This window comes from Candidatus Nanopelagicus limnes (assembly GCF_002287885.2).
Taxonomy (GTDB): domain Bacteria; phylum Actinomycetota; class Actinomycetes; order Nanopelagicales; family Nanopelagicaceae; genus Nanopelagicus; species Nanopelagicus limnae.
In genome coordinates this window covers 639,228-663,014 of record NZ_CP016768.2, presented here as the reverse complement: position 1 = coordinate 663,014, position 23,787 = coordinate 639,228, and the positions used below count along the sequence as shown (strand labels likewise).

Genomic DNA, 23,787 nt, shown 5'->3' with positions numbered 1-23,787 from the left:
ATGAGCGCATTAGATTTTTCAACGAAAATCGGCAGCAAGAGGTTCTCAAATCCAATTTTTACCGCAAGTGGTTGCGCAAGCTCTGGGCAGGAGCTTTCTCAGTTCTTTTCTTTAACTGAGATTGGAGCGATAGTTACAAAATCAATTATGACTAAGCCAAGAACTGGCAGGGCAACTCCACGAATGGCTGAAACTCCAAGTGGAATGCTTAATTCAATTGGATTGCAAGGCCCTGGTATAGATGCATTTCTTGAAAATGATATCCCGTGGTTAGTGGCTAATCAGGTAAAAATCATTGTTTCTATTGCTGGTGAGACCGTTGATGAATATGGCGTATTAGCTAGAAGATTAAGAGCCGTGCCGGGTATTAGCGCGGTAGAAGTAAATATCTCGTGCCCTAACGTTGAAAATCGTGGACAAGTTTTTGCATGCCATACTGATACAGCAACTGCTGTGATAGAAGCTGTACGAAGAAACATTGGTGGTGAATTACCTATTGTTGCCAAATTATCGCCAGATGTGACAGATATTGTGGAGATAGCCTCTGCTGTAATCAATGCCGGTGTTGATGGATTAGCTTTAATAAATACTCTGCTTGGAATGGTAATTGATACCAATACTATGAAACCAAAATTAGCTGGTAAAACTGGTGGCTTATCTGGACCAGCGATTAGGCCTGTTGCAGTAAGAGCGATTTATCAAGTGCATCAAGCATTTCCTAATACTCCAATAGTGGGCATGGGCGGTGTGGCCAGTGGAAGAGATGCACTGGAATTAGTTTTGGCCGGAGCAAGCGCAGTTTCAGTAGGCACGGCAAGTTTTGGTAATCCCATGGCAGCTCTACAAATACGAAATGAATTATCCGAACTTCTAACTCAAAAAGGATTTAGCGATTTTAGAGATGCAATTGGTTTTGCCCATCGAGGAGTGTAATGAGCCTTCCGATAATTCTTGCTTTAGATACCAAAGATTTAAATCAAGCGGGTCAGTGGATTAAAGCATCATCTGATCAAATTGATCATTTCAAGATTGGTTTAGAATTTTATTTACAGCATGGCAGTGAAGGGATCATGCAACTGCGTGAAATTTGTGATTTCAAGCTTTTTCTAGATCTTAAGTTATATGACATACCTAATACGGTAAAAGGTGCTGTTGAATCAGTGGCTAAATTATCACCAAAATTCCTAACGGTGCATGCCTCTGGTGGCGCGAAGATGATTGAAGCGGCCAGTCAAGCTTTTCCAAATGGTTCAATCACAGCGGTCACAGTACTAACCTCTTTCTCTGAAGATGAATTTTCAAAGATGGGATATAGATGTTCAATTGCAGATACCACTAATCTTTGGGCGAGTGTTGCTATCAAAGCTGGCGCCACATCTTTGGTTTGTTCACCATTTGAAGTATCAAGTTTAAGAAATCAATTTAAAGATGCAGTGTTGATAACTCCAGGTGTTCGTGTAGCGGGTGATGATTTAGGTGATCAGAGTCGTGTGATGTCCGCACCGGATGCAATCTCTGCGGGTGCTGATTTCGTCGTGATTGGCAGATCAATTACTAGTCAATGGGATGGTTCAGATCTTAAAATGCGTAGGAAGATCGATTTAATAGCCAATAGTTTGGGGTAATAATGTTGCCGCCAAGATTAAGTGGAAGGTCTAGAAGAAAAGCTGGCGAGAATGCGGTCAAAGCTCGGCAAGAGCGAGCAAAGGTAAAGGAAATGATTACAAACGGTGAGATATTCTTTTTCGATTTATTTGGTGATGAGCGTAAATCTGTTAAGCGAATGAAGATGATTGATTTGTTAACCGCTGTACCGGGGATTGGAAAAACTAGAGCAGAGTTGATCATTGGTAGAACCGGCATATCACCTTCACGTAGAATTGGCGGGGTAGGCAAGCGACAACTTGAGCTGTTAAGACAGGAGTTTCTTTTGATCAAAAACTCCCGTAAACCAGGAAAACTTTTAGTGGTCTCTGGACCAAGTGGTGTTGGAAAAAGCACGATCACAAATCAACTTCGAACCGATGATCGATTTTGGATTTCAATATCGGTAACAACGCGAAAGATACGAACTGGTGAAACAAATGCAGTTGATTACCAATTTGTGAGTGATGAAGATTTTGCAAAGATGGTTCAAAAAAATGAGTTTCTTGAATGGGCAGATTTTGCTGGTGCAAAATATGGAACCCCTCGAAGATCAGTTGAAGAGGCTTTAGCGTCGGGTAAAAATGTGATTCTTGAGATTGAACTAAATGGCGCAAGGCAAGTTCGAAAAAACTCTAAAGAAGCGGTTTTGATATTTATTGAACCACCCTCATGGGAGGAGTTAACAACCCGCTTGATCAATCGAGGTACTGAATCAGAGCATTCAACTCAGGCTCGTCTTGAAAGGGCTAAAGAAGAGCTATCTGCTGCCGCTGAATTCGATCATATTGTGATAAATCATCAAGTGGAACAGTCGGTGGCCGAACTGGTATCTTTGGCCCTTCGATAACCAGCAAATCAACTAAAGGACACAAATGAGCAATCAAGCACTAGATGGAATTACTAATCCACCAATCGATGCTTTATTGGACAAGGCTGGATCAAAATATAGTTTGGTTCTTTATGCGGCTAAGCGCGCACGTCAAATTAATGCTTATTACTCACAATTAGGTGAAGGTTTATTGGAATACGTAGGACCACTGGTTGAAACTTATGTTCACGAGAAGCCGCTTTCCATCGCGCTTCGTGAAATCAATGAGGGTCTTCTCACCATCGAAAATCTAGAACCAAAGCAAACAACTCCAGCGAGCTAATTACTAACCATGTTTCCCCGTGGTCGAAAACTTCTGCTTGGCGTTTCAGGTGGAATCTCTGCATATAAATCCTGTGATCTGCTACGTCGGTTACAAGAACAAGGCTTCATAGTTGATGTCGTTCCCACCTCTGCAAGTTTGAATTTTGTTGGTAAAGCCACATGGGAAGCGTTATCGGGCCGAAAGGTATTAACTGACCTTTGGAGTGAAGTTGAGAAGGTTCCTCACATCTTGATGGCTAAGGAAAACGATTTAATTGTTATTGCTCCAACCACCGCAGATCTTCTAGCAAAATTAGCTTCTGGGCGTGCTGATGACCTCCTTACAAATATTGTTTTAGCTTCAACCGCTCCTAAAATACTAGTACCTGCAATGCATACTGAGATGTGGTCAAACCCTGCGACGGTTGCAAATGTGAAAACACTTCAAGATCGAGGATTTATTGTCGTTGCACCAGATGAAGGTCGAATGACTGGTTCTGATGTTGGTGTTGGACGCTACCCAGAAGTTAGCAAAATCATCGAGATTATCAACTTGACCACTCATATCACCGCAGATTTAGCTGGTAAAAAAATTCTGATAACCGCTGGTGGTACCCGTGAACCGATTGATCCAATTAGATTTATAGGTAATCGCTCTTCTGGCCGACAAGGCTTTGCTCTTGCAGCAGCAGCTGCAAGTAGGGGAGCGCAAGTTCATTTAATTGCAGCAAATACTGATTTACCAGTAATTGAAGGAGTGACGATTACAAGTGTTGAAACCGCCGATCAAATGGCTGCGGTACTTGAGTATGAATTTTCCGAATGTGATGCGCTAATCATGAGCGCAGCTGTTGCAGATGCGAAAGTGGCTAACTATTCTGAACAGAAAATCAAGAAAGAAAATTTGGATGTAGTTTCATTCTCTAAGAATCCTGATATTTTACGGAATTTATCTGAGAAGAAAAAACCAGGTCAGATTATTGTTGGTTTTGCTGCCGAAACTATTTCTGGGCTAGCAGAGTTGCAGCAACGGGGCGAGGAAAAGCTTGTTAGCAAGTCATTAGATTTGATTTATGTTAATAATGTGTCAGATGGCGCGGTGTTTGGAAGTGAAAATACTCAAGGCCTAATCATTGATAAAAACCACAATGTGATTAAAGTGCCACAAATAAGTAAAGACACGCTCTCGGATATATTGCTCGATCAATTAGTAGGTAAGTTAAGTTAAGCCTATGAAAAATCGTCTTTTCACCTCAGAATCTGTAACCGAAGGCCATCCAGATAAGATCGCTGATCAGATCTCTGATGCCATTTTGGACTCCTTACTCTCTCAAGATTCAAAGAGTCGTGTTGCTGTTGAAACTTTAATAACCACTGGTCAGGTACATGTTGCAGGTGAAGTAACAACAAATGGATATGCAGATGTTATGAATATCGTAAGAGATACCGTGTTAGAGATCGGTTACGACTCATCTGATAAAGGTTTTGATGGAAATTCTTGTGGTGTTTCAATTTCTATAGGTCAACAATCTCAAGATATTGCACAAGGTGTTAATGATGCCTTCGAAAGTCGAGTGTCATCTTCATCTGATCCACTTGATCTACAAGGGGCTGGCGACCAAGGATTAATGTTTGGTTACGCTTCAAATGACACTCCTGAACTAATGCCACTTCCAATCTCTCTGGCACATAAGCTTGCCCAGCAACTTACGAAGGTTAGAAAAGATGGAACACTTTCCTATCTGCGACCTGATGGTAAAACTCAAGTAACAATCGAGTATCAAGGTGATAAACCAGTTGCTTTGAATACGGTGGTAATTTCTTCCCAGCACGCTTCGGATATTGATCTTGAAAAGCAACTTGCGCCAGAGGTAAAGAAATATGTGATCGATCCAATTATTAAAGATCTTGCGATAGATACTTCTTCGGTTAGATTACTGATTAATCCAACAGGTCGATTCGTCATTGGTGGTCCAATGGGTGATGCCGGACTTACTGGACGTAAGATTATTGTTGATACTTATGGTGGCATGGCCCGACATGGTGGCGGAGCATTCTCAGGTAAAGATCCATCTAAGGTTGATCGTTCTGCTGCTTACGCTATGCGATGGGTAGCGAAAAATGTCGTTGCTGCCGGGCTTGCCGATAGATGTGAAGTTCAAGTGGCATATGCAATTGGTAAAGCTCAACCTGTTGGTTTGTTTGTGGAAACATTTGGAACAGAAAAGTTTGATTTATCAAAAATTAGTGATGCAGTTAAAGAGGTATTTGATCTACGCCCTGCTGCAATTATTAGAGATTTAAATTTATTGCGCCCTATCTATGGCAAAACCGCAGCATATGGACATTTTGGTCGAGAATTGCCAGATTTTACTTGGGAGAAAACTGACCGAGCCGCGGCACTAAAGGCTCTAGTTAAGTAAACAGTGGCTGCTCCACTTAAATTAAAACGCCAGCAAACTGCACAGAAACCTAAATCAAAATTAATAGCTGATCTTTTCCCGGTTGCAGCAGTATTAGTTGACACACCAGTTTCACATCTTGAAGGAGTTTATGATTATTTAGTTCCGTTACATTTAGAAGATTCAGCTGTATATGGGACAAAGGTTGTTGTCCCGTTCGGAAATACCCAAGTTGATGGATTAATAGTTGGTCGTAAAAATGATTCTCAACAAATAAAGAACTTGAAAATGATTGTTGATGTTTCTTCACCCAGCGGCTTGATATCGAGCCAAGTTATCGAGCATCTGGAATTAGTTCGCAATCGTTTTGGTGGATCTTTTTGGAGCCTTCTTAAATCTGCCCTGCCTGCTCGTGTAGCTAAAGAAGATAAAATGATTTCCGATATTAGGTCACCATCTGCGTCTGAAACATATGAAAGCCCACAACTTCGGGATCTAATAGGTAGATCAGATTATGGAATGCTCATAGGAAAGCAGAGGTTAAAGTGGGCAATAAATCTTCCAATTGGGATCGCATCTAGTAACTTCGTTAATGAAATAATCAAACTTCGAGCTCGAACTGGGCAAGTACTCGTCATTGTTCCAGATGAAAAAGATTTATTGGCCTTAAAGAATGATTTGAAAAACTTTTTTGGGACTTCTTTTTTGGAGCTGGGTACTCATTTAGGAAAGAGCGATCGATATAAAAATTTCCTGATTGCTAGATTCTCTAGACCTTCTTTAATCGTTTCAACTAGAAGCGGAGTATTTACCGATTTAGAAGAGAACTCAACTGTAGTGGTGTTGTCCGACTTAGATCAATCTCACTATGAGCAACATTCTCCTGGATGGAATACACGTGATGTTTCTTTACTGCGAAGTAAAAATACTTCTTTGTTGTTCATATCAGCATCGCATTCCATGGAAATTTCTCGATTAATAGAAATAGGCTGGCTGGAGAAGAAAAATTACCGAAACAAAAATGGAATTCAAATAGTAACTGGTGAAAATGGTAGATCCTTCGTTTCCTCCGTAAAAAAAGGTATTGCCCAAGGGAATGTATTGGTGACTGTGGCCGAAAAAGGCTATGCAAATCTTTTTCTATGCGCCAAATGCCGAAATACTGCAAACTGTAAATGTGGGGGTAAGTTACAGATACAAGGCGCTAATTCAGTTCCAACTTGTTATTTATGTGATACGCAACAAAGAGACTGGAAGTGTCAATATTGCGGGGAATCTAAACCTTATGTTATTTCTAAGGGGATTGATCGCAACGCTGAGGAAATAGGACGCGCAATTCCGAAAGCATCAATTTTGATCTCATCCGGGAGTAAGCAAATTGCTGATCTACCAAATGGTAAACATGTAGTTCTAGCAACAGCTGGATCAGAACCTAATGGTAGATATTCGAGTTTAGTACTACTAGATGGTGAAAGAATGTTTAGTCGACCATCGTTAAGAGCTGAGGAATTTGCAAAATTTCAATGGTTCTCATCACTTTGTAAAGTGTTGCCAAATAGTGAAGTGTTTGTAACGTTACAAAATCATCACCCTGTTGTTCAATCTATGCTTAAAGCAGATTCAAATTCCGGAGCTTCATTGGAATTAATTAATAGAGAGAAAGCAAAGCTGCCTCCTTTCTATCGTGTAGCAGTCATAATTGGGTCTAATCTTGAAATTTCCAAATTTGCAGAGAATTTAAGATCTAGCAAAGATTATGAGATAACCGGGCCAGTTAAGTTCGATCAGAACCAATCTAAATTAATAATTCGTGTGAAATTGGAGGAGGGTGGAAATTTGGTGGATTTGCTTGATGATGTATCAAAAATTCAAGGAGTAAAGGGCCGACAGATCTTCAAAATTCGCGTTGATCCATATGACATATAAGAACTGCTAATTAAAGTATCATTGGCACATGGCAAAACAACCAATTCGCTTGTTTGGAGATCCTGTCTTAGTAACTCCGGCTACGCCTGTAGTGGATTTTGATAAAGAATTGCGCCAGTTGGTATCTGATTTAACTGAAACTATGAAGGCAGCCCCGGGCGCAGGTTTAGCCGCTCCTCAAATAGGCGTTCCGCTTAGAGTTTTTGTTTGGGACATAGATGATGAAATTGGCCATTTAATTAATCCATCACTTGATTTAAGTATAGAAATGCAAGACGGTGAAGAAGGTTGCTTATCCTTTCCTGACCTGGTCTATGAAACACCTAGAGCATTTCGCGCAGTTGCTAAGGGATTTAATATGCATGGCGAACCGATAATTGTTGAAGGTACTGAATTGTTGGCTAGATGTTTGCAGCACGAAACAGATCATTTGAATGGTGTGCTTTTTATTGATCGCATGGAATCTGAACAACGTAAACTCGCAATGAAAGAGATAAGAGAGTCTGAGTGGTTTGGAATAGCTACTGAAAATGGGTTGAATCCGTCAATCAAGGTATCTCCGCACACAACTTTTGGTTTAGGTTTTTAACATTGAAGGTTTTGATTGCTTCATCTTCCGTTTTAGCGATTCCTCTATTTAAGGTTTTATCAGATTCATCAGAGTATGAAGTAACTGGATTATTAACTAATCAGGACAAACCAACTGGTCGAGGTCAAAAGATTGAATCCAATGAACTGGCAACTTGGGCACAAAGCCAAAATTTGCATGTGTATAAATCTGCCCATGAAGAGGATATAACTTCGGCTTTAATTCAATCATCTTCTGAGATTGTTATAACGATAGCTTTTGGACAATTAGTAAAGGAGAATGCTCTAAAAATTCCTAAGCACGGTTGGATAAATATTCATTTTTCAATGTTGCCTAGGTGGCGAGGTGCAGCACCAATACAACACTCGATTTTGAATGGTGAAAAATCGGTCGGTATTTCAATATTTAAATTGGATCAAGGAATGGACACAGGACCAGTTTATCTAGCTCAAGAGTTTTCAATCACTAAAGATGAAACCACCACTGAAGTTCTAAATCGTTTGAGTAATGAAGGATCGCAGATGACCCTGGTTGCACTGGATATGATTAAGAAGCTTAAGCAACCCATATCTCAATCAGTTGAATCAGTGAGTTATGCACCTAAGTTTCTTAAAGGAGATGGAGAAATTAATTGGGAGAGATCATCTGATTCAATTTATAATCTTTACAGAGCATTGGGATCCAATCCTGGTGTCTGGTCAGTGTTAAATGAGGTTCGAGTAAGAATTAATGCTCTTGAAAAATCTGAATTGCTGGTAGAACTACGGCCAGGTCAAATTCACATAGACAATGAGAAAATGTTTGTCAGAACTTTGGATGGCATTATTGAAATTCTGAATGTAACGCCTGCTGGTAGAAATTCAATGACCAGTGCTGAATTTGTTAGGGGACTCACCTCCAAAGTGGGACTTCATTTTGGGTAAACCAAATCCAAAACCATCTAGGTTGCTTGCATATGAGCTACTCTGGCAGGTAAATGAAGAAGGTGCTTTTGCGAACATAAGATTGCCAGAATTATTGGCAAAATCAAAAATGAATTTAGCTGATAAAGCATTTACAACGGAATTAGCATATGGAACTTTGAGAATGCAAGGCAGACATGATTACATTGCTTCAAAATATGTTGATCGTCCATATACAGAGATTGATAAGAAAATCGTAAATCTCTTGCGTTTAGGTATACATCAGATAACCAAAATGAGAGTGCCTGAGCACGCAGCAGTTTCAGAAACCGTGGAAGTTGCTAAATTAGTAGCGGGTGAGTCCAAAGCTTCTTATGTTAATGCTGTACTAAGAAAAGTTTCTACTGCAGATAATTCACTCCCTGAGTTAGCAGAATTGCCCGTTTTGCAGAGATTATCAATTCAATATAGCCATCCCGAATGGATCATTTCTTCTTTCTATGACCAACTAAAAGACTGGGCAAATGTTGAGAAACTATTAGATGCGAATAATCAACCCACTTTGCCAGATGTTGTTGCGTGGCCAGGTAAATCTACAAGTCAAGAACTAATTGACTTGGGTGCTACCGGTATTTCTGGTTTTAAAAATGGCGTTAATTTAAATGTAATACCCATGAGTTTTCAACCCATCATTGAACGCAGGGCTGGAGTGCAAGATCGCGGGTCGCAATTAGTTGTTGAAAATTTTCTTGCAACACTTGAAACAGGACTTTCATGGTTAGACATGTGTGCGGGTCCTGGTGGAAAAGCAGCTTATATGTTCAATGCACTATTGGAAATCGACAGCACTGCGGAGTTTCTAGCAAATGAACCAATTTCTCATCGTGCAGAATTAGTTAAAAGAGTTGTGAATAACTCTCAAGTTGTATCTCTTGATGGAACAGATGCCCTCAATTTTGACAACAAATTCGATCGAATATTGATTGATGCACCTTGTACGGGTTTAGGAGCGCTCCGAAGGAGACCTGAAGCCAGGTGGCGCAAGAATCTAAAAGACCTAAAAGAATTAGTTCTTTTGCAACGTAATCTGCTGGCAAGTTCGTATGAATTGTTAACTACTGGGGGAATTATGGCGTACGTAACCTGCTCTCCGCATCTAGCTGAAACTAAAGGCCAAGTTTTGGATTTTCTCTCCGAACATAAGGATATGAAGGTTTTACCGATCCAAGAAGTTGCTGGCTCGCATGAAGAGGGAGTCCAAAGTGATGGCAGCGTCCAATTATGGACACACCTACATCAATCTGATGCGATGTTTATGGCTTTATTGAAGAAAGTCGGTTAAATACTCTGATGGAATCTCAAATTCTTATAAATCCAAGTATTTTGAATGCTAATTTTGATGATTTAGAGAATGAGATAGCAAAAGTTGCTTTAACATCTGATTCTCTACATTTAGATGTCATGGATAATATTTTTGTGCCCAATTTCACCTTCGATTTAAATCGCGCTTTTGAAATAATCAATTTTTCTAAGTTGCCCGTGGATGCTCATTTGATGATAGAAAATCCCGATGAGATATCCCCGTTATATGCTGAGAATGGTTGCACTTCAGTAACTTTTCACTTTGAAGCCGCAAATGATGTTTCTAAGACAATAAGAGATATTCGATCAAACGGAGCCAAAGTTGGCTTAGCAATCAAACCTGCTACTAAATTTGCCGATGTGCAGAAGTGGATTGAAGATATTGATATGTTGTTGATTATGACGGTAGAGCCTGGGTTTGGTGGACAATCTTTCATGCATGATCAAATGCCCAAGGTAACCCAAGCTAGAACTTTCATTGAAACACTTTTAAAGCAAAAACCAACCTTACAAATTGATGGAGGAGTATCTTTAGAAACAATTGGAGAGGCTGCCAAAGCTGGGGCGAACTGTTTCGTTGCTGGAAGTGCGGTATACAAATCAGATAAACCAGCGGAAATGGTTTCTAGTTTAAGAGAGATGGCACAAAAGAACTATCCGTTTTAAATAGAGATACCCATTAATAGCAAGACTGTTGAAAGATCTTGATTGCTGATCGTAGTATCGGCCGCAGCAGCAACTTTTGGCTTAGCGTTAAAGGCTATACCTAAGCCTGCCGCTTTAATCATTTCCAAATCATTCGCACCATCACCGATTGCAACTGTTTGTTCTAATGGAACTTTTTCTTGCTTTGCAAATTGTTCCAGAGCAATTCTCTTTGCATGGCTATCAATCAATGGACCTTCTATCTCGCCAGTCAATAATCCATCACTGATTTTAAGTTTGTTGGCACGATAAAAATCTATACTTAATGAATTCAAGATTGGTTCAATTACTTCAATGAACCCGCCAGATACAACTCCAACCTTGTGGCCTTGTTGATGAAGTTCATCAATTAACTTTTTAGCCCCTTTAGTCAAAGTGATTTGATCTCTGACTTGATTCAATATGTTTTGATCCATACCTTTCAAAAGGGCCACTCTTTCAATTAAGGCCGCTTTGAAATCCAGGTCACCTGCCATTGCTTTATGAGTTATCGCCTCAATTGCGATTGATTGCCCGGCTGCAGCTCCAAGTAGATTTATCACTTCCTGCTCGATCAAAGTTGAATCCATATCCAGCATGACTATTCGTTTAGATTTTCTTTGCAAACCGCCAGGTTCGACTGCAAGATCAATTTTGTTTTCAATCGCAACCGAAGTAAGTGCGCCTTGAACTTCCTTTAATGAATTGTTTGGAATACTTAGTTCTAGTTCGATTGAAATCAGCGGGTCCATAGCCGTTCGCTTTATCGCAGAGATGTTGCCACCCAGTTGTGCAATTTGTGATGCTACTGCTGCCAGCCCAGATGGTTTTATTGCATTGCCCACAATAACTACGCGCAAAGTTTCTCCAGATACTCTGGTAGAGCCTTGTTGAGTAAAGTCAATTGCGATATCTAATCCGATTTTATCTTGTAAAGTGTGTAAGTCCTCTGTAATCGCTTCTGCATGAGCCTCGTCAAGTGAGAGTAAAACAGTTAGAAGTAAACGATCCCTGATAACTAGTTGTTCAATATCGATTATCGTTACAGAAAACGCAGATAAGGTCTTCATTAAACTTTCAGTGATGCCAGGGCGATCTTCGCCTGATACGAGTATTAACCCCGTAAAGGTGGATTTATTTTCAATCGGCATTGGCTCAGATTAACCATATTCCACCTTCAGGCGAGGTATCTTTCACTCCTATGGGCGCAATATTGGAGTTATCAAATGTCAGTGTGCGCCGCGGTGAACGGGTAATCCTTGGTCCGATGGATTGGCGCGTGGAAGAAGGACAGCGTTGGGTAGTCCTTGGTCCGAATGGAGCTGGAAAGACAACTTTGCTACAAGTATGTTCCTCATTGATACACCCAACTACTGGTGAAATAAAGATCTTAGAACAAACCCTTGGCAAGGTAGATGTTTTTGAATTACGTACGAGAATTGGATTGACCTCTTCCGCCTTGGTTGAACAAATTCCGAACGAAGAGTTAGTAATGGATGTGGTGCTAACTGCAGCTTATGCAATGTTGGGACGATGGCAAGAAAAATATGATCTTTGGGATGAATCACGTGCGATGGCACTTTTAACAGCCTTAGGAGTTCGCGAACTTGGATCTCGATTATTTGGATCGCTAAGTGATGGTGAAAAGAAGCGTGTTCAGATCGCTCGAGCATTAATGGCAGATCCTGAACTGTTGCTTTTAGATGAACCGGCCTCATCACTTGATTTGGGCGGCAGAGAGGACCTACTTAAGCGAATCGAAACTTTTGCTCGCGATCCCTTAGCGCCAGCAACAGTTATTGTTACTCACCATATAGAAGAGATTCCGGCCGGCACAACCCATGCTCTACTGCTTAAGGATGGTGCAGTTGTTGCTCAAGGCATGATTGATCAGGTGATAAACAATGAATACCTTAGTTATGCATATGGATTGCCGATAACTGTTGATTCGGTAAGTGGTCGCTATTTTGCTCGTGCCATCTAACCTAACTTCATTAGTGCCTCCTGCTTGGCGGGAAATTGTAGATTTAGAAGATGTGGCGCAAATTGGTGCAAACTTAGGGCAAAACTTTCTGCCAAGTTCTAAACTGATTTTCAAATCATTAGAGGTTGATCCAGATGATGTAAAGGTAGTAATAGTTGGTCAAGATCCCTATCCCAATTCTCAACATGCGATGGGTTTAGCTTTTTCAGTACCTGCCGAAGTAGGGGTTCTGCCAGCATCCCTAAAAAATATCTACAAGGAACTAGAGGCTGATCTCGGAATAATTAGAGAAAACGGGGATTTATCTGCATGGTTAGAACAAGGCGTACTTCTTTTGAATATGTCTTTAACCGTGCTTCCGAATGAAAGCGGTTCTCACTCAAAGATTGGCTGGCAGGTTATTACTCAGCAGATCATTAGTGATGTTGCTAAACGAGGGGCTGTGGCTGTTTTATGGGGGCGAGAGGCTCAACTTATGTCAAAGTATTTTGCGATAGAGGATCAATTCATTGCACCGCATCCAAGTCCACTCTCTGTTTACCGTGGTTTTTATGGAAGTAAACCATTTAGTAAAGTAAATAGCAGATTGGTAGAAAAAGGATTAACGCCCATTAAATGGTAAAGGGGCGAACCTTTCGGCCCGCCCCTTTATTTAGATTTAGTTTATGCAGTCCAGATATTAATTGGAGATTGCAAGAAATAAACCATGAATAGACCAGCAACAGCCCAAAGTAATGGACTAACTTCTTTAGCGCGTCCCTGGAATAAACGAATTACTACATATGAAACAAATCCTGCACCAATACCTACTGAAATATTGTAAGTAAATGGCATCAAGATAATTGTTAAGAATGCAGGAATAGCTATTCCAAGATCATCCCAATCAATACCCTTGATTTGTGTCATCATTAAGAAGCCAACAATTACCAGAGCTGGTGTTGCAGCTTCGTAAGGAATGATTGCTACAAGCGGAGCAAGGAAGGTTGTTAGCAGGAATAGAACTCCAGTAACTACTGAAGCAAGACCTGTACGAGCACCTTCACCAACACCTGATGCAGATTCAATGTATGAAGTATTTGATGAAACAGAACCGGCACCACCTGCAGCAGCAGCGATAGAGTCAACAAGAAGAATGCGCTCAGCGCCCTCTACGTTGCCATTTCTATCAACTAATCCTGCTTGGTTTCCGATAGCTGTCATTGTTCCCATGGTGTCAAAGAAGTCTGCTAGTAATAAAGTGAAAACTAGAAGCACAGCTGCAACGAGAGAAATTCGATCAAATCCACCTAGAAGATTGAAGTCACCAATGATGTCAAACTTTGGTGTTGCAGCAATTGCTTCAGGCATTGCAGGAACATTCAAGTTCCAGCCCTTTGGATTTACTTCACCGGTAGCACCATTGAATAATGGTCCAATTTTGAAAGCAGATTCAACTGCAATTGCTAAGGCAGTTGCGGCAACAATTCCAATCAGAATAGCTGCTTTAACTTTCTTTACTGTAAGTGCGATAGTCAGGAAAAGACCAAATGCAAATACCACTACTGGCCAACCAACAAGATTTCCGTTGTCGCCAAGAGTTACTGGTACTGGGCCGCTTCCGGTTCTACGTACGAATCCGGCATCAACAAGTCCGATAAGTGCAATGAAAAGACCGATACCAACAGAGATCGCGATCTTTAATTGAGTTGGTACGGCTCTAAATACCGCAGTACGGAATCCAGTTAGTACCAATATAAGAATAATTAAGCCTTCTAGGACGACTAATCCCATGGCATCTGCCCAGGTCATTTTTGAGGCGATACCAACAGCAACGAATGTGTTTAAACCTAATCCGGTTGCAATGGCTAATGGAAAGTTAGCGACTACGCCCATAAGAATGGTCATAACGCCTGCGATAAGTGCGGTTGCAGCAGCAACTAATGCAAGATTAGGTGCGTCGCCTCCGCCAATGTATTTTCCATCAGCATCTTTTGCTAGACCGATGATGAGTGGATTGAGCGCAACGATGTAGGCCATTGTGAAAAATGTGACGACGCCGCCACGAACTTCACGAGCTACGGTTGAGCCACGCTGACTGATTTTAAAGAAACTATCAAGCATGGAATAGACCCTTCTGTTTTTTTAACATGGTGTTTTCGACATGTTGTCAGATTCGGTCCGACAAACCGAGGGGAGTGCCTTAACTGTATTTGCTACCTGAGAGTAAGCCGGCCTAAGACACCCAGAGATATGGCTACAGATTGACCGATGAGAAGTGCAAATAGAGCTGTTCCTACGCCAAGTGAGCCGCCAAGAATGGCTCCAACGCTCAGCGCCACGATTTCAATACCAAGTCGCACACGTCCAACCCGCACACCTGTTTTGTAGTGCAAGCCTGTCATCAAGCCATCACGAGGTCCGGTTCCTAAACCACAAGTGATGTATAGAGCTGAACCAATGCCAACTAACGCGATTCCAAATAGAACATAAAAATATTTCACATATACATTCTCAACAGTTGGGATTATCAATAAACCCAGTTCTATCGAAGCAGCGATAACGACAATATTAGCCAATGTGCCAAATCCAGGCTTTTGGCGCAGTGGTATCCAAAGCAGTAGTACTACAACTGAAACTAAAAATGTTGATTCACCAATATTTAAAGATGAATTCAATGAGATTCCCTCAGAGAGTACAACCCAGGGTGAATTGCCTAATGAAGTAACTACTAAAAAAGCTTCACCAATCCCAAATATCATCAATCCAAAGATTAAAACCATCATGCGCGGAATCGCATATGGGGCAGTAATTAGCCCCCAGGTTGTATTTGCGCGCCATGGTGTGACTGGAATAGTTTTAGAGGGTTTAAGTAATCTAAATGCCTTATTGAACCATTTATTCGGCTCTTGCAGATTGCTCACTGCTAAACTCTATCTCATATATTTCTAGAAGATTGGTTCAAACTTGAGTTTCACTTATGAACAAGCAATCATTATTGGGTTCATTCAAGGATTAACTGAATTATTCCCGATATCAAGTCTTGGTCATGCAATCTTAGTCCCAGCGTGGATCGGAGGATCTTTTGGAGAATTTATCAGTGAAGAGAATCAGGCTTATCTTCTTATAACTATCGCGATGCATCTTGCAAGCTCTGTAGCGCTCTTTCTGGTTTTTAGAAAACGATGGTTAGGATTATTTGTAGGTACGTATCAAGCAGTAAAAAACAGAAACTATCAATCCACACCATTTAGAGTTTTAGGCTACATAGTAATTGCAACCATTCCAGTGGGAGTTCTTGGGTTAGCTTTAGACGATTATTTCCAAAGTATTTTTGGCAAACCTGAATATTCAGCCATGTTTTTGGCAATTAACGGCCTGTTGCTCATTACAGCAGAGCGACTTTCAAAACGAGATATCGCCCACGAACTCGCTGATTCCGATGCCGAGATTGATCGGCGCGTTAATGCAAAAACTGCATTAGCGATTGGTTTCGGACAGAGTCTGGCGCTATTCGCTGGGATTAGTCGTTTTGGCGTAACGATGAGTGCAGGTTTACTTAGAAAGCTAAATCATTCAGTTGCCTCTGATTTCGCCTTCCTACTTTCACTGCCGGTTATTGTTGGAGCATCCATTGTTAAATTGCCAGAACTTTTCACATCTGACACTAGATTGGTACTAGGTCAAATTCTTTTAGGTTCAATCGTTTCATTTATTGCAACTTATTTCAGCGTGACTTTCTTAGTTAGATGGTTTAAAACTAAAACACTCTACCCATTCGCTGTGTATTGCTTGGCGTTTGGAATTATTTCATTCGTAAGGTTCATTTAATGTTTCCTGGCTTAGGGACCGTGATAAACATTGGCGCTATTTTGATTGGATCTCTAGTTGGTATTTTCATTGGCAAGAAGCTGAATGACAAACTAAGGAATTTGATAACAGATGTACTAGGTTGCGTGACAGTTATCTCCGCAGCTGATGCTTTAACTTCCTATTGGGGTAGCAATTTACAAGATGCTATGCCAAAGGGTTGGCCGATTTTGGTGATAGTTTTCTCTCTTTTAGTTGGCGCATTAATTGGTTCCTGGTTAAAAATTGAAGATCAGCTGGAGATGATTGGAATAAAACTTAAATCAAGATTGAACAGAACAGGTGAATCCACATTCGTAGAGGGGTTTGTATCAGCGTCACTAATATTCGTGATTGGACCGTTAGCGATTCTTGGAAGTATTTCTGATGGAATGGGAAGTGGAATCGATCAATTAGTATTGAAAAGTACTTTAGATGGATTTACTTCAATCGCCTTTGCCGCATCTTTAGGAATAGGAGTGGCTCTATCTAGTTTGCCAGTCGGGATTTACCAATTCGCCTGGACGGTTGTGGGACTTTATTTAGGCTCCATTCTTGCTGATTATCAAATTGCTGCTATGACGGCGGTCGGTGGAGTATTACTGATCGGCATATCGCTTAGGTTATTAAAGATCAAAGAAATGGCAGTTGCTAATTTATTGCCTGCGCTGGCGATTGCACCGCTTTTTGCCTTACTGGCCCACCAATATATCTAAAAGCTTTTTGTATCAATCACAAAGCGATATTTAACATCACTTGCCACAGTTCTTTCATAAGCTTTATTAATATAGTCTGGTTTGATGACTTCAACATCACTGACAATGTTATGAGTTTCACAGAAATTCAGCATTTCCTGAAGCTGAGCGATACCACCAATCATTGATCCCGCCAAAGATCGCCTTTGATCTAGAAGGGTACCTGCATTAATTGAATATGGTTTTCCCGGCAGTCCGATCACAACTAATGTGCCATCTAGTTTTAGGCACTGAAGGTAAGCGTCTAAATCAATATCAGCAGATACGGTATTTAGAATTAAATCGAAAGATTTCGATAAACTTTTTAAATCTTTTGAGTCTTTAACCACAACAAAGTGATCAGCTCCCATTTTCTTTGCATCAGATTCTTTCGCTGGTGAATGCGAGAAGACTGTGGTTTCAGCACCTAGCGCGTGGGCAAATTTAACTCCCATATGACCTAATCCACCTAGGCCCATTACGCCAACTTTTTTACCCGGTCCAGTATTCCAATTTTTTAAAGGAGAATAAAGAGTGATACCTGCGCACATTAAAGGAGCAACACCAGCTAACTCAAGGTTTTGAGGAACATGCACCGCATAATCTTCATCGATTACAAATTTATCGCAATAACCACCATATGCAACTGTTTTACCATCTCGCTCTAATGCGTTGTAAGTTCCAGTCATGCCTTCTAGGCAATATTGCTCTAAGCCCGCAAGGCAACTTGAACAATTGCGGCAAGAATCAACAAAGACTCCAACTCCAATTAATTCTCCTACTTTGAATTTACTTACTTGTGAACCAATCTCAATTACCTTTCCGACAATTTCATGACCTGGAACCATCGGGAATGTTGATGGACCCCATTCTTCACGCGCCTGATGGATATCTGAGTGACAAATTCCAGCGTAGTAAATGTCTAACGCAACATCTCTTGGTCTAAGCGAACGCCGATCAAATTCAAATGGTACTAATTCAGTTTTGGCGCTAAGCGCAGCATAACCTTTTGTTTTCATATTGACTTAATTGTTAAAAGGTAGTGATTGTTCGGCAGCTGGATTTGAAACCTTTGAAGTAACTTTACGCATGTGGTGTCTTCGACAAAGCACCTCGTATGCAACTTTTGCAGAGGCGCTCACATCGCCAACTACAACTTGTTCTCCTTCTGTGACCATCTTGCCGTCGATCGTTCTTGCATTGTGCGTTGCGCGCTCACCACACCAACAAAGAGCCTCTACTTGGAGAGTTTGAACGCGATCAGCTAATTCAACTAAGCGGGCGCTACCGGGAAATAATTTAGTTCTAAAGTCAGCCAATATCCCGAATGCATAAACATCTATACCCAAGCCATCTACAATTTTTGCTAATTGCTCAATTTGATCGGAAGAATAAAACTGTGCCTCATCACAGATGATAAAGGTGATTCTTCCCCCTATTGAAAGCCGTTCAACAATTAGTTTATGAATATCTAAATCATCATCTACTTCTAAAGCTTCAATCTGTAATCCAAGACGAGATGAAATCAATCCTTTTCCTGCTCTATCTTTGCTGGTGAAAATCACACCCTCACGTCCGCGAGAGCGGTGATTGTGAGCAGTCTGAAGAGCAAGAGTGGATTTACCGCTATCCATCGTCCCGCAGTAATAGATCAATTCGGCCATGTGGTTATTCTGCCAATACTGTTTGTATTTTTAGACCAGGATGGCTCTTGGCGATCCGTGATCTTCCACCTAGTGCGGGAATCTCTAAGAGAAATGCAATGGTTATGGGGGACAACCCAGCCATTTTGATCAAATCAAGTGCTGCAACGGCTGTTCCTCCCGTTGCCAAAACATCATCGACTAGAAGAACCCTGCCACCTGCCGGGATTAAATCGGCATGAAGTTCTAATGTTGCCTTACCGTACTCAAGTTCGTAACTATTTGAATATGTTTTACCTGGCAGCTTGCCCGATTTACGTATTGGGATTAAGCCTTTATTACTAATAGCTGCAATTGCTGCGGCAAAAATAAACCCTCGAGCCTCCACACCAGCTATATATTCAACTTCGTTGGCATACTCTGCAATTTGATCGCAAACATTTCGAAACGCGTCCGCGTTTGCTAACAAAGGGGTTATATCTTTAAAAATAATCCCAGGTTTTGGAAAATCTGGAATAACCCTTATTAAGTTCGAAGCACTCGTTTCCACCAGCGCATCATATTCACAGTTTTCTATTTATGGTGTCCGGGAGGGGAGTTGAACCCCTAAGCCCTTACGGGCACTAACACCTCAAGCTAGCGCGTCTGCCAATTCCGCCACCCGGACTTATTTGTATTTTAACGCAATCTCGATTCAATGGAAATTGAACTTATATAGGAGAATAGGGCTATGAAACTTACTCCTGAACAGATACTCGAATTAGAGGATGAAACAGTTTTGCTCTGTCAGGAAATGATTCGCATTCCAAGTGTTAATTATGGTGAAGGTAAGGGCGATGAGAAAGCGATGGCCGAGTATGTGGCGGCAAAGTTAAAAGAGGTAGGAATTAATAGTGAATTAATTGAAACTGCGCCAAATCGCGTAAATGTTGTCGCACATATTGAAGGACGAGATAAAGATCGGCCCGGTTTAGTTTTGCACGGACACATTGATGTTGTTCCAGTTAATGCCGATGATTGGTCGGTCGATCCATTTGGTGGAATCATTAAGGACGGCTTTATTTGGGGCCGCGGAGCTGTTGATATGAAAGACATGGATGCCATGATTTTGGCATCTGTTCGGATGTGGCAAAGAATTGGTTATAAACCACCAAGAAATATTTTGTTAGTTTTTTTCGCTGATGAAGAGGCAGGATCAAATTATGGGTCTCGTTGGTTAGTTAAACATCGTCCTGAACTGTTTAAAGGATATAGCGAAGCGATCTCTGAAGTCGGGGGATTTTCAATCACAATCACAGGTGAAAATCGTTTGTATTTGATTGAAGCGGCTCAAAAAGGAATTCAATGGGTAAAACTGACTGCAAAGGGCACTGCTGGTCACGGCTCTTTTGTTAATAAACATAATTCTGTTACTAAAGTTGCTGGCGCAGTCTCTCGTATTGGAAATTATGAATGGCCACAGGTTGAAACTAAAACTAGTAGTAAATTCTTTAGAAAAATTGCTGAACTTACTGGCGAAAAATATGAGGCTAGCAATGTAAAGCCATTGCTTAATCACCTAGGTAATGCCGTAAAAATGCTTGGTGCAACAATTTCAAACACCGCAAACCCAACAATGCTAGAAGCAGGGTATAAAGCAAATGTAATTCCAGGAGAGGCTAGCGCCGTTATCGATGGTCGTTTTCTTCCTGGTTATGAAGATCAACTGCATCAAACCATCAAGAAATTGGCCGGTGATGAGGTTTCCGTAGAAATCTTGACCAGAGATATAGCTTTGGAAGTAGATTTTGCTGGACCGTTAGTAGATGCAATGTGCAAAGCAATTACTAGCGAAGATGCTCAAGGTATCCCAGTTCCTTACCTGATGAGTGGCGGCACAGATAATAAAGCTTTACATGATGCAGGAATCGTTGGCTATGGCTTCTCACCATTGCGTTTACCCAAAGACTTAGATTTTTTCGCTCTCTTTCACGGAGTTGATGAGCGCGTACCTATTGATGGATTAAAGTTTGGAGTAAGGGTGCTGTATGAATTTTTAGATAACATCTAAAATTAGTTGGCAGAAACCTCGTTTAACGCCTGGCGCACCTGGTCTGGCAGAGTGATTTGTTCAACCGTTAAAATTCCTCGTAATTGAGCACCAGTTCTAGCGCCAATAAGTGCACTAGTAACACCTGGTGCATCTCGAACCCAAGATAGAGCTACTTCTAGTGGCGAATAGCCCAAACCATCGGCGGCAATGATTACTGCTTCAACTATTTGTTTAGCTCTTTCAGATAAATAGGGTTCCACAAAATTTGCAAAATGAGGTGAAGCTCCGCGAGAGTCCGATGGCACACCATTTCTATATTTACCGGTCAATACACCACGACCTAATGGAGACCAAGCTAGGAAACCTAGATTTAACGCGGTAGCCGCAGGGATAACTTCTTCTTCAACCCTTCGATTAAGCAGTGAATACTCATTTTGCGCACTTGTGATTGCTGCTTTGCCGAAGATTGGATTTTGTAATGTTGCCGAGCGTGCTAATTGCCAACCATTAAAGTTACAAACACTTACATACCGAGCCTTACCTGAAGATGTTGCGTAATCTAAAGCTGAGAGCGTTTCTTCAAGTGGTGTGTTTTTATCCCACGTGTGAATTTGCCACATATCTAGATAATCAACATTTAGCCGAGCAAGCGTTCGATCTAAATCAGATATTAACTCATTTCTTGAGTTATTAACCTGGCGCAAACTATCTTTGAAAGTGATGCCAGCTTTTGAAGCTATAAATAATTGATCTCGCTTAACCAAAGTACCGATAAATCCACCAAGGACTCTCTCAGCATCTCCATCACCATAAACAGCTGCAGTATCAATTAAATTTCCACCGGCTTCAACGAAATATTGAAGTTGTTGTGCGGCCTCGTTCTCGTCAGTATCCCGACCCCAGGTCATAGTTCCCAGACCAAGGCGAGATATCGATACTCCACCTAATTTTCGACGTTCCATGGTTGGCAGAGTAGCAACGTGAGGTCAAAAATATCGGTAACCTTGCCAAATGCCGATTGTTTATCTCTTACGTCATGCCCAATCTGTGGCGAATACCAAAGGTATTTTGGCTGGACAAGACGATTCAGTGGAACTATCTAAAGAGGGTTTTAAACAGTCCAAAGAGCTTGCAAGTTATCTTAAAACTTTGAAAATAAGCCAGGTTTACTGCAGCCCTCTTACCAGGTGTATTCAAACAATTACGCCCTTCATGAAGGTGAATCCAAAAATCGATTTCAAAATAGAGCCTGATCTGATCGAAATGAATTATGGTGATTGGTCGGGGAAGAAATTGCGAGCTTTGTCCAAAGACAAGCGTTGGAAGAATGTGCAGAACAAACCCTCTAGTTTTACATTTCCGCAGGGTGAGAGTTTTAAGCAAATGCGCCGAAGAGTTGACGGTCTAATTAGGGATCTATCAATGGAGAAAGGTCCGATACTTCTTGTTACGCATGGAGACATAATTAAAATGATTTTGGCAGCATCTTTAGGTCTACCAATCGATAAATTCCAAAGCTTTGTAGCAGAACCAGCTTCAATTTCTGCGATTAGCATTGGTAAATCTTCCAATTCGATAATTCAAAGTAATTACAAAATTAAGAATTCAGATATGAATAGTTTTAAAACTAATGTGTTGGGCGGCGGAAATCTACTTGGTAAGCCTATTAAGTGGTGGAAAAAGTAATGCCTAGAATAATTTACAGACATCAGCCAGCCAGTCGATTTATTGTTAGTGCAATAGGTGAGCCTGGACAACGTGAGTTCTTTATGCAAGTTAAATCTGAGGGTAACTTCAACACGGTTGCGATTGATAAAGGGCAAGTAATCGCACTTGCAGAGCGGTTTGAAGAGTTGATACGGGAATTGCGTCGCGGAAAACTTGCTACTCCTGAGGATTTAGCCGCACCTGCCGTAAAAGATGATGAACCTTTAGAATTACCAATTGAATCTGATTTCACAGTTGGTGTTATCAGCATTACTTGGGAAAACAATAACGTGGTTGTTAATATGCAAGCTGCCTCTCAAGAGGATGAATTGCTAATTGATGATATTGATTTTGGACCTGATTTGATCGTTGCGAATTTGAAAATCAATCAAGTCAAGGGTTTTTGTGACAGAGCAAATCTTGTCGTAAATGCAGGGCGACCTGCTTGCCCATTTTGCGCCCTACCAGTAGATCCGCTGGGTCATCTATGTCCAAGAGCCAATGGATACCGAAGATGAATAAAACTTCTGAGGCGATTAAGAGTGCAAATTTGATAGTGATCGGACGGTTGGTCGATGCATCAAATGCAACTCTGCAAGCAACGCTAGAAAATACTGATCCCGTAATGAAAGTCATCTACAAACCAGTTCTCGAAGAAAAACCGTTATGGGATTTCGCTGATGGCAATTTAGCAAATCGTGAATACGCAGCTTATCTATTGAGCGAATTAGGAGATTTTAACTTAGTTCCGACCACAGTCCTTCGTGAAGGTCCATTTGGTTTTGGAATGGTGCAAGAATGGATAGAAATCGATGAAGAACTAGATGTTGTTGATTTTGGTCAAAGTAATGATCCCCAACTGAGAAAGCTAGCTTTGTTCGACGCGATAATTAATAATACCGATCGTAAATTCGGCCACTTGCTAGTTGATCACGATGGGAAGCTTAGAGGTTGTGATCACGGGGTATGTTTTCATCAGGAGAATAAATTGCGAACTGTATTGTGGCAGTTTGCTGGAGAGCAGTTCACTGCAGAAGAGATTGAGCTGCTAAACAAGGTTAATAAATTGGACTTAGATTCTTCATTTGCAGAACTGCTAACTTCTGCTGAGATTTCTGCATTAAGTGGACGAATTGCAAACTTACTTGCAGTCAGACAATTCCCATTTCCCAGTGATGAATGGCCAGCCATTCCATGGCCACCGGTTTAGAAAGAAGC

General features: G+C 41.1%; 26 protein-coding genes and 1 tRNA gene. 19 read left to right on the top strand and 8 right to left on the bottom strand.

Features of this window, described 5'->3' with window-relative positions; all coding sequences use genetic code 11:
- The 11 genes from B1s21122_RS03305 to rpe are packed head-to-tail and all read left to right on the top strand — an operon-like array spanning position 1 to position 10,626.
- Entirely contained in the window at positions 1-933 is a 933-nt protein-coding gene (locus B1s21122_RS03305) for a dihydroorotate dehydrogenase (protein ID WP_095680648.1), read from the top strand.
- The gene (gene pyrF, locus B1s21122_RS03300) at positions 933-1,625 is read left to right on the top strand and encodes an orotidine-5'-phosphate decarboxylase (RefSeq protein WP_095680649.1); all 693 of its coding nucleotides are present in this window, start codon (positions 933-935) and stop codon (positions 1,623-1,625) included. The genes B1s21122_RS03305 and pyrF overlap by 1 nt, the downstream gene beginning before the upstream one ends.
- Positions 1,626-1,627: 2 nt before the next feature.
- A complete protein-coding gene (gene gmk, locus B1s21122_RS03295) occupies positions 1,628-2,494 on the top strand; it encodes a guanylate kinase (protein ID WP_095680650.1) in 867 nt (288 codons plus the stop codon).
- Between the two features lie 25 nt (positions 2,495-2,519).
- Positions 2,520-2,798, top strand: coding sequence for a DNA-directed RNA polymerase subunit omega (gene rpoZ / locus B1s21122_RS03290; RefSeq protein ID WP_041868585.1), 279 nt, complete (start codon positions 2,520-2,522; stop codon positions 2,796-2,798).
- 9 nt (positions 2,799-2,807) lie between these two features.
- Complete coding sequence (coaBC, locus tag B1s21122_RS03285; RefSeq protein ID WP_095680651.1) at positions 2,808-4,007, top strand: bifunctional phosphopantothenoylcysteine decarboxylase/phosphopantothenate--cysteine ligase CoaBC; 1,200 nt, start codon at positions 2,808-2,810, stop codon at positions 4,005-4,007.
- A 4-nt stretch (positions 4,008-4,011) separates the two neighbouring features.
- Entirely contained in the window at positions 4,012-5,202 is a 1,191-nt protein-coding gene (metK, locus tag B1s21122_RS03280) for a methionine adenosyltransferase (protein ID WP_095680652.1), read from the top strand.
- 3 nt (positions 5,203-5,205) lie between these two features.
- Entirely contained in the window at positions 5,206-7,107 is a 1,902-nt protein-coding gene (locus tag B1s21122_RS03275) for a primosomal protein N' family DNA-binding protein (RefSeq protein ID WP_095680653.1), read from the top strand.
- A 28-nt stretch (positions 7,108-7,135) separates the two neighbouring features.
- Positions 7,136-7,696 (top strand): peptide deformylase, encoded by a 561-nt coding sequence (def, locus tag B1s21122_RS03270; RefSeq protein ID WP_095680654.1) that lies wholly within the window; start codon positions 7,136-7,138, stop codon positions 7,694-7,696.
- A 2-nt stretch (positions 7,697-7,698) separates the two neighbouring features.
- Entirely contained in the window at positions 7,699-8,619 is a 921-nt protein-coding gene (gene fmt / locus B1s21122_RS03265; RefSeq protein WP_095680655.1) for a methionyl-tRNA formyltransferase, read from the top strand.
- Positions 8,612-9,940 (top strand): RsmB/NOP family class I SAM-dependent RNA methyltransferase, encoded by a 1,329-nt coding sequence (locus tag B1s21122_RS03260; protein WP_095680656.1) that lies wholly within the window; start codon positions 8,612-8,614, stop codon positions 9,938-9,940. The genes fmt and B1s21122_RS03260 overlap by 8 nt, the downstream gene beginning before the upstream one ends.
- Before the next feature lie 8 nt (positions 9,941-9,948).
- Positions 9,949-10,626, top strand: coding sequence for a ribulose-phosphate 3-epimerase (gene rpe, locus B1s21122_RS03255; RefSeq protein WP_095680657.1), 678 nt, complete (start codon positions 9,949-9,951; stop codon positions 10,624-10,626).
- Here rpe and serB read toward each other — a convergent pair.
- Positions 10,623-11,795 (bottom strand): phosphoserine phosphatase SerB, encoded by a 1,173-nt coding sequence (serB, locus tag B1s21122_RS03250; RefSeq protein ID WP_095680658.1) that lies wholly within the window; start codon positions 11,793-11,795, stop codon positions 10,623-10,625. The genes rpe and serB overlap by 4 nt on opposite strands.
- 50 nt (positions 11,796-11,845) lie before the next feature.
- Here serB and B1s21122_RS03245 point away from each other — a divergent pair, with 50 nt between their 5' ends.
- Complete coding sequence (locus B1s21122_RS03245) at positions 11,846-12,628, top strand: ABC transporter ATP-binding protein (RefSeq protein WP_095680659.1); 783 nt, start codon at positions 11,846-11,848, stop codon at positions 12,626-12,628.
- Positions 12,618-13,250 carry a uracil-DNA glycosylase gene (locus B1s21122_RS03240; RefSeq protein WP_095680660.1) on the top strand — a complete coding sequence of 211 codons (633 nt, stop codon included), beginning with the start codon at positions 12,618-12,620 and terminating at the stop codon, positions 13,248-13,250. The genes B1s21122_RS03245 and B1s21122_RS03240 overlap by 11 nt, the downstream gene beginning before the upstream one ends.
- Positions 13,251-13,291: 41 nt before the next feature.
- Here B1s21122_RS03240 and B1s21122_RS03235 read toward each other — a convergent pair whose 3' ends face one another.
- Both B1s21122_RS03235 and yczE read right to left on the bottom strand, forming a co-directional pair.
- Positions 13,292-14,728, bottom strand: a complete 1,437-nt coding sequence (locus B1s21122_RS03235; protein ID WP_095680661.1) for an NCS2 family permease — start codon at positions 14,726-14,728, stop codon at positions 13,292-13,294.
- Between the two features lie 92 nt (positions 14,729-14,820).
- Entirely contained in the window at positions 14,821-15,528 is a 708-nt protein-coding gene (gene yczE / locus B1s21122_RS03230; RefSeq protein WP_095680662.1) for a membrane protein YczE, read from the bottom strand.
- A 43-nt stretch (positions 15,529-15,571) separates the two neighbouring features.
- Here yczE and B1s21122_RS03225 point away from each other — a divergent pair, with 43 nt between their 5' ends.
- Together B1s21122_RS03225 and B1s21122_RS03220 are read left to right on the top strand one after the other, a co-directional pair.
- The gene (locus B1s21122_RS03225; protein WP_095680663.1) at positions 15,572-16,435 is read left to right on the top strand and encodes an undecaprenyl-diphosphate phosphatase; all 864 of its coding nucleotides are present in this window, start codon (positions 15,572-15,574) and stop codon (positions 16,433-16,435) included.
- Positions 16,435-17,169: a DUF554 domain-containing protein gene (locus tag B1s21122_RS03220; RefSeq protein ID WP_095680664.1), complete on the top strand. Its 735-nt coding sequence runs from the start codon at positions 16,435-16,437 to the stop codon at positions 17,167-17,169. Before B1s21122_RS03225 ends, B1s21122_RS03220 begins: the two co-directional genes overlap by 1 nt.
- On the opposite strand, the gene B1s21122_RS03215 is transcribed toward B1s21122_RS03220, so the two are convergent.
- The 4 genes from B1s21122_RS03215 to B1s21122_RS03200 form a co-directional block, all read right to left on the bottom strand.
- Positions 17,166-18,206, bottom strand: coding sequence for an NAD(P)-dependent alcohol dehydrogenase (locus tag B1s21122_RS03215; RefSeq protein WP_095680665.1), 1,041 nt, complete (start codon positions 18,204-18,206; stop codon positions 17,166-17,168). The two genes, B1s21122_RS03220 and B1s21122_RS03215, sit on opposite strands and share 4 nt — an antisense overlap.
- 6 nt (positions 18,207-18,212) lie before the next feature.
- A complete protein-coding gene (locus tag B1s21122_RS03210; RefSeq protein ID WP_095680666.1) occupies positions 18,213-18,851 on the bottom strand; it encodes a thymidine kinase in 639 nt (212 codons plus the stop codon).
- A 4-nt stretch (positions 18,852-18,855) separates the two neighbouring features.
- Positions 18,856-19,380 carry an adenine phosphoribosyltransferase gene (locus B1s21122_RS03205; RefSeq protein ID WP_095680667.1) on the bottom strand — a complete coding sequence of 175 codons (525 nt, stop codon included), beginning with the start codon at positions 19,378-19,380 and terminating at the stop codon, positions 18,856-18,858.
- Positions 19,381-19,410: 30 nt separating this feature from the next.
- Positions 19,411-19,497: transfer RNA gene (locus B1s21122_RS03200), tRNA-Leu, on the bottom strand.
- A gap of 63 nt (positions 19,498-19,560) precedes the next feature.
- On the opposite strand from B1s21122_RS03200, the gene B1s21122_RS03195 reads away from it, so the two are divergent.
- The gene (locus B1s21122_RS03195; protein ID WP_095680668.1) at positions 19,561-20,880 is read left to right on the top strand and encodes a M20/M25/M40 family metallo-hydrolase; all 1,320 of its coding nucleotides are present in this window, start codon (positions 19,561-19,563) and stop codon (positions 20,878-20,880) included.
- A gap of 2 nt (positions 20,881-20,882) precedes the next feature.
- Here the strand turns inward: B1s21122_RS03195 and B1s21122_RS03190 are convergent, their stop codons facing one another.
- Positions 20,883-21,824, bottom strand: a complete 942-nt coding sequence (locus tag B1s21122_RS03190) for an aldo/keto reductase (RefSeq protein WP_095680669.1) — start codon at positions 21,822-21,824, stop codon at positions 20,883-20,885.
- 49 nt (positions 21,825-21,873) lie between these two features.
- Between B1s21122_RS03190 and B1s21122_RS03185 the strand changes: the two genes are divergently transcribed.
- From B1s21122_RS03185 to B1s21122_RS03175, 3 genes are read left to right on the top strand one after another with little or no spacing between them, the layout of a single operon-like run.
- Entirely contained in the window at positions 21,874-22,548 is a 675-nt protein-coding gene (locus tag B1s21122_RS03185; RefSeq protein WP_095680670.1) for a histidine phosphatase family protein, read from the top strand.
- The gene (locus B1s21122_RS03180) at positions 22,548-23,087 is read left to right on the top strand and encodes a DUF3090 family protein (protein ID WP_095680671.1); all 540 of its coding nucleotides are present in this window, start codon (positions 22,548-22,550) and stop codon (positions 23,085-23,087) included. Before B1s21122_RS03185 ends, B1s21122_RS03180 begins: the two co-directional genes overlap by 1 nt.
- Complete coding sequence (locus B1s21122_RS03175; RefSeq protein ID WP_095680672.1) at positions 23,084-23,779, top strand: SCO1664 family protein; 696 nt, start codon at positions 23,084-23,086, stop codon at positions 23,777-23,779. The genes B1s21122_RS03180 and B1s21122_RS03175 overlap by 4 nt, the downstream gene beginning before the upstream one ends.
- Positions 23,780-23,787: the final 8 nt, after the last annotated feature.

Excerpts from the sequence above, each read along its gene's own strand:
- B1s21122_RS03195 (WP_095680668.1), top strand. The coding sequence starts at position 19,561 with ATGAAACTTACTCCTGAACAGATACTCGAATTAGAGGATGAAACAGTT.
- B1s21122_RS03190 (WP_095680669.1), bottom strand. The coding sequence starts at position 21,824 with ATGGAACGTCGAAAATTAGGTGGAGTATCGATATCTCGCCTTGGTCTG.
- metK (WP_095680652.1), top strand. The coding sequence starts at position 4,012 with ATGAAAAATCGTCTTTTCACCTCAGAATCTGTAACCGAAGGCCATCCA.
- B1s21122_RS03210 (WP_095680666.1), bottom strand. The coding sequence starts at position 18,851 with ATGGCCGAATTGATCTATTACTGCGGGACGATGGATAGCGGTAAATCC.
- rpe (WP_095680657.1), top strand. The coding sequence starts at position 9,949 with ATGGAATCTCAAATTCTTATAAATCCAAGTATTTTGAATGCTAATTTT.
- B1s21122_RS03175 (WP_095680672.1), top strand. The coding sequence starts at position 23,084 with ATGAATAAAACTTCTGAGGCGATTAAGAGTGCAAATTTGATAGTGATC.
- B1s21122_RS03180 (WP_095680671.1), top strand. The coding sequence starts at position 22,548 with ATGCCTAGAATAATTTACAGACATCAGCCAGCCAGTCGATTTATTGTT.
- B1s21122_RS03305 (WP_095680648.1), top strand. The coding sequence starts at position 1 with ATGAGCGCATTAGATTTTTCAACGAAAATCGGCAGCAAGAGGTTCTCA.
- coaBC (WP_095680651.1), top strand. The coding sequence starts at position 2,808 with ATGTTTCCCCGTGGTCGAAAACTTCTGCTTGGCGTTTCAGGTGGAATC.
- pyrF (WP_095680649.1), top strand. The coding sequence starts at position 933 with ATGAGCCTTCCGATAATTCTTGCTTTAGATACCAAAGATTTAAATCAA.
- B1s21122_RS03220 (WP_095680664.1), top strand. The coding sequence starts at position 16,435 with ATGTTTCCTGGCTTAGGGACCGTGATAAACATTGGCGCTATTTTGATT.
- B1s21122_RS03185 (WP_095680670.1), top strand. The coding sequence starts at position 21,874 with ATGCCGATTGTTTATCTCTTACGTCATGCCCAATCTGTGGCGAATACC.
- B1s21122_RS03245 (WP_095680659.1), top strand. The coding sequence starts at position 11,846 with ATGGGCGCAATATTGGAGTTATCAAATGTCAGTGTGCGCCGCGGTGAA.
- B1s21122_RS03235 (WP_095680661.1), bottom strand. The coding sequence starts at position 14,728 with ATGCTTGATAGTTTCTTTAAAATCAGTCAGCGTGGCTCAACCGTAGCT.
- def (WP_095680654.1), top strand. The coding sequence starts at position 7,136 with ATGGCAAAACAACCAATTCGCTTGTTTGGAGATCCTGTCTTAGTAACT.
- rpoZ (WP_041868585.1), top strand. The coding sequence starts at position 2,520 with ATGAGCAATCAAGCACTAGATGGAATTACTAATCCACCAATCGATGCT.
- serB (WP_095680658.1), bottom strand. The coding sequence starts at position 11,795 with ATGCCGATTGAAAATAAATCCACCTTTACGGGGTTAATACTCGTATCA.
- B1s21122_RS03215 (WP_095680665.1), bottom strand. The coding sequence starts at position 18,206 with ATGAAAACAAAAGGTTATGCTGCGCTTAGCGCCAAAACTGAATTAGTA.
- gmk (WP_095680650.1), top strand. The coding sequence starts at position 1,628 with ATGTTGCCGCCAAGATTAAGTGGAAGGTCTAGAAGAAAAGCTGGCGAG.